Consider the following 14,795-nt stretch of genomic DNA (forward strand, 5'->3'; position numbering starts at 1 on the left):
TTCCTGCTGAGACGGACTCGTGCGATACAGGCAGAAGGTACTTTCGGGGTCATGAAAAATGACCGGGAGTACGACCGGATTGTCCGATGAGGTCTGGATTCAGTGAAAATGGAAGTTTTCCTGGTTTCTATTGGCTTTAACTTATACAAATACCATAAGAAACAGCAAGCACATATGGATATGGCAGCTTAATTAAAAAAGCTGATTTTTGGGGGAAAGGGGGAAATATGCTCTTTTCTCCTCAAATTTTGTTGAGGGAGCCATAGAGATAAAAAACATAGGGGGTGTGAAGGAATGATTTCTCATTTCTTCACACCCCCTTTTTCTTCGCCTGATTCATTCCCAAATCGTCTTCATGATGTCCTTGTAACGGGCATCCAGTTCCTTGCTGATCATCTGGAACAGGGCATACATCATATTGCCATCCACATGCTCGTCGTGGAAGATCACGCAGGTATCCATCATCAGGGATTCTTCCTTATCCAGGTAGAACTTGAAGGATTTATAAGTGCTGTTCAGGGTATTCAGCAGCTTCAGGAGCGCTGCCTGATTGGTTTCCTTCATGGCTTTGGGAGCCAGCAGCACCCGGATGGTGCCAAAGGCACTGTCGTCCAGCACCACGATCAGCTGCAGAGGCGTACCGTCCACTGTCAGATGGGACCGGAACACCACCGTATGGAGCGGATCTTTTTCGATGGGATCCACCACAAATGCTTTGGGGTCTTTCTTTTCTACGAATTTCTTGAAGCTTTCTGCTTTCGCATTCAAAACTGCCATTTGCTTTCCTCCTTCAACGGAATGTTCGCCGCTGCATCTGTTAACAGGATACGGCATCCCGGTTTTTCCGTCAAGTTTTCCACTTATCCACATGCTTATCCACAAAAATAAGGTTGTTATCCACAATTCCTGTGGATAACTCTGTGGGTAACTCCCATATATTGTGTAAAAGCCTGTTCACTCCACAATATCCAGAATAAGTTATCCACTTGTGCACAGGATATCCACAGAAAACGGGGATGTGAAAAAATATTTTTCACATCCCCGTCCCTTGTTAGCTGTAAAAAAGGATTTCACAGCTCCGGTCATATCATTCTTCGTCGCCTACCGTATTCACGATGGCCACAGCTGCCACCTGGTCACCCGGTTCCAGATCCATGAGTTTCACGCCCTGTGCATTGCGCCCGTAAGTGGAAATATCGGAAGCGTTCATCCGGATGATGATCCCTGCAGCGGAGATCAGCATGATGTCCTGGGTCTCGTTGATGAATTTGGAGCCCACAATCAGGCCGGTCCTGCTGGTCACCTTCAGGTTGATGATGCCCTTGCCGCCCCGGGTCTGCACCCGGTATTCGGAAATATCGGTCCGCTTGCCCTGACCTTTGTCGGTAACAGTCAGCACTTCACCCGTATCATCCACGCAGCTGTCCATGGAAACCACGCTGTCATGAGGCCGCAGGCTGATGCCCCGTACCCCGTGGCTGGTACGGCCCATAGGCCGTACATCGTCTTCCATGAAGTGGATGGCATAGCCGTCCCTGGTAGCCAGCAGGATATCGTTATGGCCGCTGGTCAGTTTCACGTCGATCAGTTCTTCCCCGTCGTCCAGGTTGATGGCAATCAGGCCGCCCTTCCGGGCGCTCTTGAATTCGCTCACACTGGTCCGTTTCACGACCCCCATATTGGTGGCCATGAACAGGAACTTCTTCTCGTCTTCGCTGATGCCGCTCTTCACGGCAATCACGGCGTTGACCTTTTCGTTCTCCTCCAGAGGCAGCAGGTTGCGGATGAACGTGCCCTTGGCGGTACGGCTGGCTTCAGGGATTTCATACCCTTTTTGCCGGTACACCCGGCCCCGGTTGGTGAAGAACAGGATGTTGTCATGGGTGCTGGCCATGAGCAGGTGCTCGGAGAAGTCCCCCTTCACCTTGTTGTCTTCCTTCACGATCTTGCCGCTGCCGGCTTTGATGCCCCGGCCGCCCCGGTTCTGGTTCCGGAAGTTGGTGAGAGCCTGGCGCTTGATGTAGCTCTGGTGGCTGATGGTGATCACCACATCTTCCTCGGCAATCAGGTCTTCCGTTTCCAGGTCGCCCGTATCCGGTACGATGGAAGTACGGCGGGCATCCCCGAACCGTTTTTTCTCGTCCAGCAGGTCATCCCGCACAATGCCCATGATTTTGTGTTCATCGCTGAGTACATCTTCCAGGTAGGCAATGGTAGCCATGACTTCTTTGTATTCGTCCTCGATTTTCTGCCGTTCCAGACCTGTCAGGCGCTGCAGGCGCATATCCAGAATGGCCTGGGCCTGGCGGTCGCTGAGGCCGAATTTGTCCATCAACGCCTTCTTGGCCACTTCGCCGTTGGCGCTGGCCCGGATGGTGGCGATGACTTCATCCAGATGATCCAGGGCAATCTTCAAGCCCTCCAAGATGTGGGCCCGTTCCCTGGCTTTCTTCAGTTCATACTGGCATTTCCGGGTAACCACATCTTTCTGGTGTTCCAGATAGTATTCCAGGATCTGCTTCAGGTTCAGCACCCGGGGATGGTTGTTCACCAGGGCCAGCATGATGATGCCGAAAGAATCCTGCAGCTGGGTGTGCTTGTACAGCTTGTTCAGCATGATTTCAGGGACCACATCGCTGCGCAGCTCGATGACGATGCGCATGCCCTTCCGGTCAGATTCATCCCGCAGATCGGTGATTCCTTCCAGGGTCTTGTCCTGCACCAGGTGGGCGATGCTCTCAATGAGTTTCGCCTTGTTCACCTGGTAGGGAATTTCTGTGACCACGATCCGGTTCTTGTTCTTGGGCATGGGTTCCACGTGGGTCTTGGCCCGCACCTTCACCACACCCCGGCCGGTAGTATAGGCCTGGCGGATGCCGGACAGCCCCAGGATCTTGGCTCCCGTAGGGAAGTCCGGTCCCTTGATGGCCGTCATCAGCTGATCGATGGTGGCATCCGGATGGTCGATGAGCATGACACAGGCATCCACCACCTCGCCCAGATTATGGGGCGGGATGTTGGTGGCCATGCCCACGGCGATCCCGGCAGACCCGTTGATCAGGAGCGCCGGTACCTTGGCCGGCAGCACCGTAGGTTCTTTCAGGGATTCATCGTAGTTGGGGATGAAATCCACCGTATCCTTTTCGATATCCCGCAGCATTTCCACAGCGATCTTGCCCATCCGCACTTCCGTATACCGCATGGCAGCCGGAGGATCCCCGTCCACGGAACCGAAGTTCCCGTGGCCGTCCACCATCAGATACCGGGTGGAAAAATCCTGTGCCAGACGCACGATGGCATCATACACAGAATAATCCCCATGGGGATGGTATTTACCCAATACATCGCCGACGATACGGGCGGATTTTTTATAGGCCTTGTTGGGCAGCATCCCTGCTTCATTCATGGCATAGAGGATACGCCGATGGACCGGTTTCAGACCGTCCCGCACATCCGGCAGAGCCCGCTGGACAATGACGCTCATGGCATAGTCGATGTAGCATTTCTGCATCTCGTCTTCTACATAGACGGGAATGACTTTGCCCGCGGTGATGGTCTGCTTGTCGTTTTGCTGATCATCCACGTTCTCACGCTTCCTTCCTGCGCCTCACGGCGCGGTTATTTCAAGAAAAGATCGTAGACCTGTTTGCCGATCAGGACCACAGTCACGATCAGGTACAAGGTGCGGATGTACCCCACCCCTTTTTTTATGGCAATCTTCGCGCCCAGATGGGCCCCGGCGATTTCCACCAGTCCCATGGGCAGGGCATAGGCCAGATAGACCCGCCCCAGCAGCAGGAATGCCACCAGGCCGCCCAGGTTGCTGGCCAGGTTCAGAGCCTTGGTGTTGCCGGCTGCCGTCACGAAGTTATAACCAAAATACAAAAAGCCGAAAATCAGGAACGAACCTGTCCCTGGTCCGAAGAACCCGTCGTACATGCCCAGGCACCAGGCCATGACGGCGATGCCCACAGCCATGGAACGGGTCATGGTCTCCATGGTGTTCACCCCGCCCCAGTCCTTTTTGTGATAGGTATACAGGGCCACGCATACCAGGGCGATGACCACGATGTACCGCAGCAGCTGTTCCGGCATCAGGGATGCAATGCAGGCCCCGGCCGCACTGCCGAAAAAGGAGAGAGGCATCATCTTCAGGATTTTCCGGTCCACCTTCCCTTCCCGGGCAAAGGTGAAGAAGCTGGACACCGCCCCAATGGAAGAAGCCAGCTTGTTGGAGCCCAGGGCAAAGGGCGTGGGGATGCCCATAGCCATGAAGGCCGGCAGGGTAATCAGGCCCCCGCCTCCCACGGCAGCATCGATGAAGGCGCCGATGAAACCGGCCACCAGTAGAAAAATCAGGTCCTGCAAATGAAATTCCAGCATGGCATTACTCCTTCCAGGTAAAATACAGTCCGGCAATGCCGGCGTAACCTTCCGCTTCTACAGACGGTTCCGTCTGTTTATTGCTCACCGCATAGGGATTGGCCTGGGTGAGAGGTGCCTTTTCCAATGGCCAGCGCACCCCGTGGATGCTCACGGTACATTCCGGCGTCAGGGGAAGCAGACTCACTGCCCGTGGCCGTCTGGCGGATGTGAATGTGGCCCGGGTGCCCGGCAGCAGGTAGCACAGCAGTTCCTGCTCGTCAGCCATGATCACCGTACCGCCCCTTTGGGCATAGGCCAGCAGAGTATACAGGTTGCCGAACAGATGGTCCGCCCGGCCGCCCCAGATACCCGTAGCTATCACTTTCTGCCCAGGCTCCAGATCCTGGAATACCAGGGACAGATCCGTGTCATCCTTGTTTACCGGGTAGGTCTTGGCTCTGACTCCCTTGCGCAGGAATTCCTCCCAGGAACCCGGAGCCGCACTGTCCCGGTCCCCGTACAGGAACCGGGGCAGCACCTCCGCCTTCCTGCAATGATCCGCGCCCCGGTCGGCGGCGATCACTGTACCCAGCTGCCCCACCGTATGGAGCCACTGAGGATCGGGCCGCCGGCCGCCGGCTACCACGATGAGCGAAGAACCGTCCGACGGCTGTTCCTGCTGCAGCTGCAGCGTTCCCTGAGGAAGCTGGAATTCCACTTTTCCCATCACAGCGCTCCTTAAAAGTCCAGGTTGGTCACTTTGCCGGCATTTTCTTCGATGAACTTCCGCCGGGGTTCCACTTTATCCCCCATGAGCACGGAGAATACCTGGTCCGCATTGGCCGCATCCTCCAGCTGGACCTGGAGCACGGTACGCTTGGCCGGATCCATGGTCGTTTCCCACAGCTGTTCCGGGTTCATTTCGCCCAGCCCTTTGTACCGCTGTACATAGGGATTGTTCTGGCGCCCCACTTCGTCCAGCTTCCGCTGGAGTTCCTCGTCACTGTAGGCATAGGTATGCTTCTTGCCGGTCCGGATCAGATACAGGGGCGGCTGGGCGATGAATACGTTGCCGTGCTGGATCAGAGGTCTCATGTACCGGTAGAAGAAAGTCAGCAGCAGGGTCCGGATGTGGGCACCGTCCACATCGGCATCGGTCATGATGATGATCTTGTCATAGCGTGCCTTGGCAATATCGAATTCATCGCCGATACCGCAGCCGAAAGCCGTAATCATGGCCCGGATTTCCTGGCTGTTCAGCATCTTGTCCAGACGGGCCTTTTCCACGTTCAGGATCTTGCCCCGCAACGGCAGGATGGCCTGGAAATTCCGGTCACGTCCCTGCTTGGCACTGCCCCCTGCGGAATCCCCTTCCACCAGGTAGATTTCTGTTTCGGAGGCGTTTTTGCTGGAGCAGTCAGCCAGCTTGCCGGGCAGGCTGCTCACTTCCAAAGCAGATTTCCGGCGAGTCAGGTCCCTTGCTTTTCTGGCAGCAGACCGAGCCCGGCTGGCCATGATGGCCTTTTCCACGATTTTCTTGGCTACGGGCGCATTTTCCTCGAAGTATTCGGTGAGAGCGCCGGTGACCATGTTGTCCACGATACCCCGGACTTCGCTGTTGCCCAGTTTCGTCTTGGTCTGGCCCTCGAACTGGGGTTCCCGTACCTTCAGGCTCATGACGCAGGTCAGGCCTTCCCGCACATCGTCCCCGGACAGATTGGCCTCGTTGTCTTTCAGCATGCCGCTCTTCCGGGCGTAGTCATTGATGCACCGGGTCAGGGCCTGTTTCAGGCCGGCCAGATGGGTGCCCCCTTCTTCCGTATTGATGTTGTTCACGAAGGTATAGATGTTTTCCGTGTAGGCGTCCGTGTACTGCATGGCCACTTCCACAATGGTGTCCTGCCGTTCCCCTTCCACGTAGATGGGTTTCTCATGGAGGGGTTCCTTGCCCTGGTTCACGAATTCCACGAAGGAAATGATGCCTCCTTCGTAATGGAAAGTCTCATCCTGGCTGCTCCGTTCATCGGTGAGCTGGATTTTTACACCCTTGTTCAGGAAAGCCAGTTCCCGGATCCGGTGCTTCAGCGTGTCATAGCTGTACACAGTTTCTGTGAAAATAGTATCGTCCGGCCAGAAAGTGACGCTGGTGCCGGTCTCATTTTCCGGACATTTCCCCTTCACGTACAAAGGACGGGTGGTCTTCCCTTTGGCGAATTCAATGCCATAGACCTTCCCGTTCTTCCTGACTTCCACCACCATTTTCTTGCTCAGGGCGTTCACGCAGGAAACGCCCACGCCGTGCAGACCGCCGGAAACCTTGTAGCCCCCGTCGCCGAATTTGCCGCCGGCATGAAGAACGGTCATAACTACTTCAATGGCCGGTTTCCCTGTCTTGTGCATTTCCACAGGGATACCGCGGCCGTTATCGGTAACGGTGATGCTGTTGTCCTCATGAATGGTTACATGGATATGGTCGCAGTAGCCGGCCAGGGCTTCATCAATACTGTTATCGATGACTTCATACACCAGATGGTGCAGACCCCGGGCGCTGATGCTGCCGATATACATACTGGGACGTTTCCGCACGGCTTCCAGGCCTTCCAGGACCTGGATCTGATCCGCCCCGTACTCCCCGTGGACGGCAATCTCCTCTTCAATTGTCTGTTTCTTCTTTGCCATACAAACCTCCCGAAGCTATCGTCTTTGCAGGGTCTTGCTGGAGATCCCTGACAGAATGATCTTATCCCGGGTCACCACACAGCTGGAAGGCGGAAAATTCTCGGTCAGGTCGACCACATTCCCCTGTTCCAGTTTGGGTCTCAGGAAAAAACGGTAGATATTCGTCCGCTTGTTCCGGATATCGAAGATCCCGATGATCTCGTCACAGCGGACCACATAATTATTTCCTACGTGCAGGTACATAATAACGGCTCCTCCCGGCCCTTTCCAGGGTGCGTTCCACCAGCTCCGCCGTCAGTTTTTCCGGCGGCATACCGGTATTCACCATCACCGCAAAGGCGATTTCCTGATCCGTTGCCTGTGGATCCAGGGCCCGATCCAGAGCCCATTCTTCCAGTCTGGCCTTCACGTCAGTAAAAGTTATTTTATCACAATCCACCAGTTTCCGGCAATCTTCGTAGGAAAGCCAGGGCCGCTGGTCCAGTTCTCTCCGGATGGACCGGCGGGTTTCTTCCACCTGTTTCTTCCGGCAGGTGAAGCAGATTTTCTCGTCCCCGATCAGGGGTACGCCGCAGCAGGGGCACCGCCGCTCACTGTCCCGCCGGGGCATGAAGGGCTTCTGCTCCAAATCGGGACGGGGCAGATCTTCGATGATGCCATGATAGAACTTGATCTGTTTCACGATCCGTCTGTGGCCCTTCAGTTCCGGTGCAAGTTCCCGGTTGAGGGTACCCAGCAGCTTCCCCTGGAGCATATGGAGCTGGCTGGACCACATGGGATTGTCCGTATGCACATACAGCACCCCTTCCTCCAGCCGGTAGGGCTGGGAATGGCTGGCCGCCGTATGGCCGAGATAGTCGGCCCAGTGCACCCTCAGCACATGGAGCAGGAATTCCCTCCGGGCCCGAGGTGTCTTCAGCACCTGCAGCACCAGCAGTTCCGCGTCTTTCATACTTTCGCCTCCAGTTGGCCTTCCCGTACCTGCCAGGCGGCCACATCACCGCTGACCGTCGCCAGCTGCCGGTCGTTCACTGTCAAAAAAGTCTGGACCGTACCGTTGATGAAGCCCAGCAGTTTTTCCCGCCGGTGCGCATCCAGTTCACTGAGCACATCGTCCAGCAGCAGTACCGGATATTCTTCCCGCACAGAACGGATGAACTCCAGTTCGGACAGTTTCAGGGCCAAAGCCGCCGTCCGCTGCTGCCCCTGGGATCCGTATGCCTTCAGAGAACGTCCTTCGTGGACGATTTCCAGATCATCCCGATGAGGTCCGATGCTGGTATATCCTCGCAGGTAGTCCAACCGGTGCCGTGCTTTCAGTTGTTCCTGGTAGAAGGACATCCATGCCTCCCTGCCAGGGTTATTTTCCAGGGGTGTCTCACCCCCGTTTTGTTTCTGTACATAGGACAGCTGCAGAGCTCCATGGGTCCCGGTGATTCCGTCATAGACCTTCCGGGCTGCCTCCCGAATGCCGGAAAGGGCCTGGAGCCGGGAATCCACAATGCCCGCGGCCAGCTGGGAAAGAGCCACATCCCACACAGAAAGCTGGGCCTCTTCCAGCTGTTCGCGATCCCGGCACTGTTTCAAAAACTTGTTCCGCTGCTGCAGTACCCGGTTGTATTTGGCCAGCAGGTCATAATACAGGGGGCTGGTCTGGGCGATTTCCATATTCAGGAACTTCCTGCGCAGAGCCGGATCCCCCTTTACCAGCTGCAGATCATCCGGAGTGAAAAGTACCAGGTTCACCAGCCCGTACTGCTCCCTGGGGCTCACCGCCGTCCCGTTCAGCAGGTTCTCTTTCTTCAGCCGGCCCCGCTCCCGGTGCCGTTTCACCAGGAGCCGGTTCTCACCGTACCGGTCCCGGTAATCCAGCTGGGCCGCCCAGGATTCTGCTCCAAACTGGGGAAGCTCATCCTCGTGGCGGGTGCGGAAAGAAAAGCCCCGGGCAGCCACATAGATTCCCTCCAGGAGATTGGTCTTCCCCTGGGCATTGTCCCCATAAAAAATGGTTATATTGTGCTGGAGTGGTACTTCCAGCTGCTCATAATTCCGGAAATGCAGCAGCCGGAGTTTTTCCAGGCGCATTAGAAGATGACCCGCACCGGCGTCAGGATATAGGTATAGCTGGTATCCCCTTCCGGAAGGAGCCGGGCCGGAGCCAGAGACTGGTTCGTTTCCATGCTCACCGTGTCACTGCCGCAGTTCTTGAAAAAGTCCATCATATAGCGGGAATTGAAGGCGATATTCAGAGGCAGTTTGTCGCCCACTGTCTGGCAGGCAATGATTTCCTTGCCCTGTCCCATATCGCTGACGGCAGAACTCAGGGTAATGCCATCGGCATCGATGGCCAGCCGCACGATGTTGTAATCGGACTGAGAGAACAGGGCCACCCGCTGGATGGCCTTTTCCATATCCTTCCGGTTGAATACAGTCCGGTTGCTGAAAGATGGCGGAATGGGTCTCTTGTAATCAGGGAATTTTCCTTCAATCAAGCTGGAAATAATGGTTAAATCCCCTACTTTGGCCATGATTTGTCTCCCCTGCAGGGCCAGGGTCACAGGTTCCGGCAGTTCTCCGTTCAGGTTGCTGCCGATTTCCTTCAGCAGACGGGCCGGGATCAGCATGGAAAATTCGCTGTCGTCTCCATTTTCCAGTTCCGCTTCCTTGATGGCCAGACGATGGGTATTGGTACCTACGGCAGTCAGGCATTTTCCCCTTTTTTCCATGTAAACCCCGGTATACAAGGGCCGGCTCATATCTGTCGCACAGGCATACACCGTGGTGTCGATCAAATTGCCGATTACATCCTCCGGCAGTTCCAGGACCCGTTCACTGGCAAAAGCCGGAATGGCCGGATATTCTTCCGGATTCATCAAAGGGATGTGATACTGGCCTCTGGCCTTGGCGGCCGTCAAAGTCATTTCTTTTTCGCCATCCAGCTGCTGGATGGTCAGCACTTCATCTGCATCAAATTTGGCCAGAAGATCTCCGATGGCTTTGGCAGGAATCAGGATGTCTCCATTTTCCATGCCATTGACTTCCAGTTTCATGTTCATGCTGTAGGTATTATCCATGGCAATCAAATGGAGCTCATTGCCCTTCAGCGTGGTATGGATCCCTGAAAAGATTGGCGCATTGTTGCTTGCTGAAATGGCTCTTTTTACGATATTGACGCTTTGGGCCAACATTTTGCTTTCACAAGAAAACTGCATGGGAGTACCTCCTTATTTTCTAAATCGATAAATTTATTAAAATCCGTAGTCTTCGTAGTAGGCCCTGTGGGTATGTGGAAAAGTACCGGGATCCTTGAAGGATGCCCTTTGACGGGAGTGGATAACCTTGAGGATAAGTTCCTTTTGGTTATCCACATATCCACTTTTTCAGGGACTTTTTCGGTTATCCACAAAATTACCAACAAGTTATTCACAAGATTATCCACAACTTGTGGATAACTTATCAGATATCTGTGGAAGTCAGGACCAGAATGAACTATTTCTTCAGTTCATCCGTAAGTTTTGCCAGCTGCCGTTCCAGATTGGCATCGTTTTTCTTATCATCGGCAATCTTATCACAGGCATGGAGGACTGTGGTGTGATCCCGGCCGCCGAAACATTCTCCGATCCGGGGCAGGGACAGATCCGTCAGTTCCCGGGTCAGATACATGGCAATCTGCCGGGGATAGGCAATGGAGCGGGTGCGTTTTTTGGCTTTCAGGTCATCTACCCGGATCTTGTAACGGGCGGCTACCAGTTCCATGATGGCATCTACCGTAATCACCTTGTCCACGGAGCTGCCCAGATCCAGATCTTTCAGGGCTTTCCGGGCCAGTTCCATGGTCACCGGCTGCTTGGCCAGGCTGGCATAGGCACTGACTTTCGTATAGGCGCCTTCCAGTTCACGGATGTTCGTTTTTACGTTGGTGGCGATGAGCTGGATGACTTCCAGGGGGAAATCGATATGATCCTTTTCTGCCATGCTACGCAAAATGGCGCTGCGGGTTTCAAAATCCGGATGGTTGATTTCGATGATCAGTCCCTGCATGAAACGGCTGGTCAGCCGTTCTTCCAGGGTGTCCAGTTCCTTGGGCGGCCGGTCGCTGGAGATGATGATCTGCTTGTCCGCCTGTTTCAAGGCTTCGAAGGTATGGAAGAATTCTTCCTGGGTGGATTCCTTTTTCCGCAGAAACTGGATATCATCGATGAGAAGTACATCGATGTTCCGGTATTTGTTCCGGAAGGCTTCGTTGGTGTTGTGCTGGATGGCGCCAATCAGTTCATTGGTGAAGGTTTCGCTGGAGATGTACAGGATCTTCATTTCCGGATGATGGTCATGGATGTAGTTGCCGATGGCATTCATCAGGTGGGTCTTGCCCAGGCCCGGATCGCTGTACAGGAACAGGGGATTGTAGCTTTTGGCCGGTGCGTTGGCCACGCCCATGGAGAAATTATAGGCTTCCTCGTTGGATTTGCCCCGGATGAAGTTGTCAAAGGTATATTTGGGAGACAGATGGGAGTCGAATTCCTGGACCGGTTTGGCGGCAGAAGATGGGGTGGGCATCACGGGCGCTGCTGCAGCCGTGGCTGTTTCCGGCTGAGCCGGGACAGGGGGTTGTTCCGAAAACAGGTTCTGTTCCTCATTCGGCTGTCTGACCACATCCAGTTCGATCCTCATCGGTCCGCCGCAGATTTGGGACAAGCTTTCCTCCATGATCTGCAGAAAACTTTCCTGGATTTTTTCCTTGGTGAATTCATTGGGTACGTCCAGTATCAGGGTATTGTTCGACAGGCTGCGGGGGCGGGTGGGGTTCAGCCAGATTTTCCAGCTGCCGCCTTCACTGCTGGCAGCCACGGCCGCCCGGACATCTGCCCAGATTTGGGCGAGCGATTTCGTTGTCATGTTTCCAATCCATCCTTTATCCTTAAATTACGTACAATTATATCACGAAAAAGGGGCTGCCTGTGGAAAAACCTGTGGACAGTGTGGATAACTTATATAGAAGGAAGGCGTCAGAAGCTGATGTTTTCCCAGCTTACCGGTTATCCACAATTCACAGGTTATACACAGATACTTATCCACAGGTGTGGATAAGTGAGGTGGAGAAGGAGAGTATCACCGGTTGAACAGCCGATCCCAGAAGCTCCGGTTTTTCAGGCGCCGGGTCTCTTCTTCTGCGGTTTTGGCCCTCTTTTCCAGTTCTTCTACTCTGGTCTGGGCCGCCTGCAGATTTTCGGCAGCGCTTTCTTTGGCAGCAGTGAGGGCGCCGATCTGTTGTTCTTTCAGCCGCAGCAGGGCTTCCTGCTGATTGGATTTTTCCTGGGCGGCATCTCGGGCTTTGGCCAGATCCTGGAGCTGGAGTTCCTTCTGTTCAGCCTGGGCTTTGTATTCCAGGTACTGGACTTTTTCGTTGGTCAGCAGTTTCGTGGTGTTCATTTCGGTGATGAGCTTTTGCTGCACTTTACCCAGCTGATCCTGGACCGTGTTCATCTGGATCAGCAGCATCTTGTTTTCGTGGCGCAGTTGTTCCAGTTCCTCATCCTTATTCTGCTCATAGACGATGACCGGATTTTCCGACCGTTTGCCGTCCAGGAAGCGGACGGCTTCATCATCCAGCATCAGGAACCGGTTCTGTTTGACCAGATGGCCTTCCAGTTCATCCTCATACCGTTTGATCTGTTTCCGGATGGCTTCGTAGGAAACTCCTTTTTGTTTTGCATAGTCTTTGATGGTGATCATGTGTCATACCCCTCGATTAGAAAAATTATTTGAAACAGATTATCCAACTGGCGTCCGGCAATGGTTGGACAAGGTTGCTCCGGCTCTGCTTCAACGGTTGTATGACAGTAGTATACCACATCCGGCTGTCCTGTGCATAAGTTTTATGCACAGAGGGGATGAAGCAAGCAGGAAAGCCAATGCAGCGGTTTTCCACAGGCAGTGCGGTTATCCACCAAAAGTTATCCACAACTGTGGATAAGGTTGGGGATAAGGGCATGGAGACAGGGTTTGGATGTTTGGGAGCATGTGGATAAGTTGGGTTGTGTGAGAACAAGGGCCATGAACTCGGAATTGAAGAAAATCAGCTGCTGCTGGAAGCCTTCTCATGTGGACATGTGGATAACCTTGGGGATAAATGGCCGGAACATGGCTCTAGAAGCCTTTTTAGGGTTTTCCACAGCTTTCAGGGTTTTCCACCGGAAGTTATCCACAGGTGTGGATAACGATGTGGATAATCCCATTCCATGGGGCTTTTCGGGGAGTAGAAATCGTCGGGACCCTGTGGAAAACGATTTCCCGTTTTTTGCTGTGAAAATCAAAACTGTTTCGAGAACAGGGACATCCATTACAGGAGAATAAAAAATACGTGTAAAAAATAACCGTGAATGTCGCGATTTGCAACATCCACGGTCATTTGCGCAATTCCAGAATCAAAGCTTCGATTTCTTTGTTCAGTTCCGGGTCCTTTTCCCGTTCCCGCTGGATTTTTTCACAGGCGTGGATCACAGTACTGTGGTCCCGGCCACCGAAACATTCCCCGATTTTCTTCAGGGAGAGCCCTGCCATTTCCTTGGTCAGGTAGATGGCAATCTGCCTGGGCACAGCCACCCGTTTGGTCCGTTTCTTTTCGCTGAGTTCCGACAGGTGCAGCCGGAAGTGGTCCGCTACTACCTGCTGGATGGTTTCCACGGTGATGAAGCGGGGTGTTTCCATCAGGTTCAGTTCCTTCAGGGTGCTGCGGCACAGTTCCAGGGTGATGGGTTTCCGGGTCAGACTTGCATAAGCGCAGACTCTGTTATAGGCTCCTTCCAATTCACGGATATTGCTGGTAACGCTGCTGGCAATGAGTAGGATGACGTCCCGGGGAAATGGTACTTTGTCTGTATGAGCCTTGTTCTGAAGAATGGCCATCCGGGTCTCCAGATCCGGATGCTGGATATCAGCCGTCAGGCCGGAATTGAACCGGCTGATCATCCGTTCCTCCAAGGTATCCAGCTCTGCCGGGGGCCGGTCGCTGGAGATGATGATCTGCTTGTTGGCCTTTTCCAGGGTGTTGAAGGTATGGAAGAATTCCTCCTGGGTGGATTCCTTGTTTCGCAGGAATTGGATGTCATCGATGAGCAGCACGTCGATATTGCGGTATTTTTCCCGGAAGGCTTCCAGCCGGTTGTGTTCCACACTTTCAATCAGCTCGTTGGTGAAGGTCTCACTGGAAATGTAAAGGATCTTCATAGCTGGGTGGGCAGCCAGGATCTGGTTCCCGATGGCGTTCATCAGATGGGTCTTGCCCAGGCCGGAATTGCTGAACAGGAAGAACGGGTTGTAGGCATTGGCCGGGTTGTTGGCTACAGCCATGGCTGCCGCTTTGGCAAACCGGTTGGAGTTGCCCACCACGAAATTGTCGAACGTATAATGAGGAGACAGATTGGTACGGAAAGGATGGGGCGGCTGGGGCTTTTCAGGCTGTTTCAGGGCCGTTTCCTGAGCTTTTGCAGGATGGGTATCCTCTGCGCCGACAGCGGCTCCGGAATCGGCGAACAGGTCCATTTCCACCAGTTTCTTGCGGGCCATGGCAGGGCCTCCTTTCCCTTTCATAATGGTTCCATTATATCATACAGGATGAAAGTGTGGATAACTTCCGTTGCTGGAAGCTTCAAACAGGCTTCCGGCGGGAAAACAGGGGTTTTCCACAGGGAAGGCAGTTTTCCACAGAAAGTTATCCACAGGTGTGGATAACTCTGGGGAAAAGTCCGTGG

12 protein-coding genes and 1 pseudogene are annotated in these 14,795 nt (G+C 54.0%); 1 reads left to right on the forward strand and 12 read right to left on the reverse strand.

The window, feature by feature from the left end; all coding sequences use genetic code 11:
• Positions 1 to 192, forward strand: a pseudogene (locus ACR0QW_RS00880) (transposase); the annotation flags it as partial.
• A 144-nt stretch (positions 193 to 336) separates the two neighbouring features.
• Here ACR0QW_RS00880 and ACR0QW_RS00885 read toward each other — a convergent pair.
• From ACR0QW_RS00885 to dnaA (ACR0QW_RS00940), 12 genes are all read right to left on the reverse strand, one after another.
• Positions 337 to 777, reverse strand: a complete 441-nt coding sequence (locus tag ACR0QW_RS00885; protein ID WP_432641841.1) for a hypothetical protein — start codon at positions 775 to 777, stop codon at positions 337 to 339.
• A gap of 310 nt (positions 778 to 1,087) precedes the next feature.
• Positions 1,088 to 3,583, reverse strand: a complete 2,496-nt coding sequence (gene gyrA / locus ACR0QW_RS00890; protein ID WP_432641842.1) for a DNA gyrase subunit A — start codon at positions 3,581 to 3,583, stop codon at positions 1,088 to 1,090.
• Between the two features lie 35 nt (positions 3,584 to 3,618).
• Positions 3,619 to 4,383: a sulfite exporter TauE/SafE family protein gene (locus ACR0QW_RS00895; protein WP_432641843.1), complete on the reverse strand. Its 765-nt coding sequence runs from the start codon at positions 4,381 to 4,383 to the stop codon at positions 3,619 to 3,621.
• Between the two features lie 4 nt (positions 4,384 to 4,387).
• Entirely contained in the window at positions 4,388 to 5,092 is a 705-nt protein-coding gene (locus ACR0QW_RS00900) for a thiamine diphosphokinase (protein WP_432641844.1), read from the reverse strand.
• Between the two features lie 11 nt (positions 5,093 to 5,103).
• The gene (gene gyrB, locus ACR0QW_RS00905) at positions 5,104 to 7,044 is read right to left on the reverse strand and encodes a DNA topoisomerase (ATP-hydrolyzing) subunit B (RefSeq protein ID WP_432641845.1); all 1,941 of its coding nucleotides are present in this window, start codon (positions 7,042 to 7,044) and stop codon (positions 5,104 to 5,106) included.
• 15 nt (positions 7,045 to 7,059) lie between these two features.
• The gene (gene remB / locus ACR0QW_RS00910; RefSeq protein ID WP_071141771.1) at positions 7,060 to 7,287 is read right to left on the reverse strand and encodes an extracellular matrix regulator RemB; all 228 of its coding nucleotides are present in this window, start codon (positions 7,285 to 7,287) and stop codon (positions 7,060 to 7,062) included.
• A complete protein-coding gene (locus tag ACR0QW_RS00915; RefSeq protein WP_432641846.1) occupies positions 7,265 to 7,996 on the reverse strand; it encodes a DUF721 domain-containing protein in 732 nt (243 codons plus the stop codon). The genes remB and ACR0QW_RS00915 overlap by 23 nt, the downstream gene beginning before the upstream one ends.
• Positions 7,993 to 9,129 (reverse strand): DNA replication/repair protein RecF, encoded by a 1,137-nt coding sequence (gene recF, locus ACR0QW_RS00920; RefSeq protein ID WP_432641847.1) that lies wholly within the window; start codon positions 9,127 to 9,129, stop codon positions 7,993 to 7,995. Before recF ends, ACR0QW_RS00915 begins: the two co-directional genes overlap by 4 nt.
• On the reverse strand, positions 9,129 to 10,256 hold the full coding sequence (gene dnaN, locus ACR0QW_RS00925) for a DNA polymerase III subunit beta (protein WP_432641848.1): 1,128 nt from the start codon (positions 10,254 to 10,256) through the stop codon (positions 9,129 to 9,131). The genes recF and dnaN overlap by 1 nt, the downstream gene beginning before the upstream one ends.
• Positions 10,257 to 10,533: 277 nt before the next feature.
• Positions 10,534 to 11,940, reverse strand: coding sequence for a chromosomal replication initiator protein DnaA (gene dnaA / locus ACR0QW_RS00930; RefSeq protein ID WP_432641849.1), 1,407 nt, complete (start codon positions 11,938 to 11,940; stop codon positions 10,534 to 10,536).
• Between the two features lie 213 nt (positions 11,941 to 12,153).
• The gene (locus tag ACR0QW_RS00935; RefSeq protein WP_432641850.1) at positions 12,154 to 12,777 is read right to left on the reverse strand and encodes a hypothetical protein; all 624 of its coding nucleotides are present in this window, start codon (positions 12,775 to 12,777) and stop codon (positions 12,154 to 12,156) included.
• Between the two features lie 672 nt (positions 12,778 to 13,449).
• Positions 13,450 to 14,610, reverse strand: coding sequence for a chromosomal replication initiator protein DnaA (dnaA, locus tag ACR0QW_RS00940; RefSeq protein WP_432641851.1), 1,161 nt, complete (start codon positions 14,608 to 14,610; stop codon positions 13,450 to 13,452).
• Positions 14,611 to 14,795 lie beyond the last annotated feature (185 nt).

It is taken from the genome of Acidaminococcus sp., from assembly GCF_050873445.1.
Taxonomy (GTDB): domain Bacteria; phylum Bacillota; class Negativicutes; order Acidaminococcales; family Acidaminococcaceae; genus Acidaminococcus.

What these genes read in the sequence shown, in the direction of transcription:
- ACR0QW_RS00935 (WP_432641850.1), bottom strand. Translation starts at nt 12,777, where the DNA reads ATGATCACCATCAAAGACTATGCAAAACAAAAAGGAGTTTCCTACGAA.
- ACR0QW_RS00895 (WP_432641843.1), bottom strand. Translation starts at nt 4,383, where the DNA reads ATGCTGGAATTTCATTTGCAGGACCTGATTTTTCTACTGGTGGCCGGT.
- ACR0QW_RS00915 (WP_432641846.1), bottom strand. Translation starts at nt 7,996, where the DNA reads ATGAAAGACGCGGAACTGCTGGTGCTGCAGGTGCTGAAGACACCTCGG.
- remB (WP_071141771.1), bottom strand. Translation starts at nt 7,287, where the DNA reads ATGTACCTGCACGTAGGAAATAATTATGTGGTCCGCTGTGACGAGATC.
- ACR0QW_RS00885 (WP_432641841.1), bottom strand. Translation starts at nt 777, where the DNA reads ATGGCAGTTTTGAATGCGAAAGCAGAAAGCTTCAAGAAATTCGTAGAA.
- recF (WP_432641847.1), bottom strand. Translation starts at nt 9,129, where the DNA reads ATGCGCCTGGAAAAACTCCGGCTGCTGCATTTCCGGAATTATGAGCAG.
- gyrB (WP_432641845.1), bottom strand. Translation starts at nt 7,044, where the DNA reads ATGGCAAAGAAGAAACAGACAATTGAAGAGGAGATTGCCGTCCACGGG.
- dnaN (WP_432641848.1), bottom strand. Translation starts at nt 10,256, where the DNA reads ATGCAGTTTTCTTGTGAAAGCAAAATGTTGGCCCAAAGCGTCAATATC.
- dnaA (WP_432641851.1), bottom strand. Translation starts at nt 14,610, where the DNA reads ATGGCCCGCAAGAAACTGGTGGAAATGGACCTGTTCGCCGATTCCGGA.
- dnaA (WP_432641849.1), bottom strand. Translation starts at nt 11,940, where the DNA reads ATGACAACGAAATCGCTCGCCCAAATCTGGGCAGATGTCCGGGCGGCC.
- ACR0QW_RS00900 (WP_432641844.1), bottom strand. Translation starts at nt 5,092, where the DNA reads ATGGGAAAAGTGGAATTCCAGCTTCCTCAGGGAACGCTGCAGCTGCAG.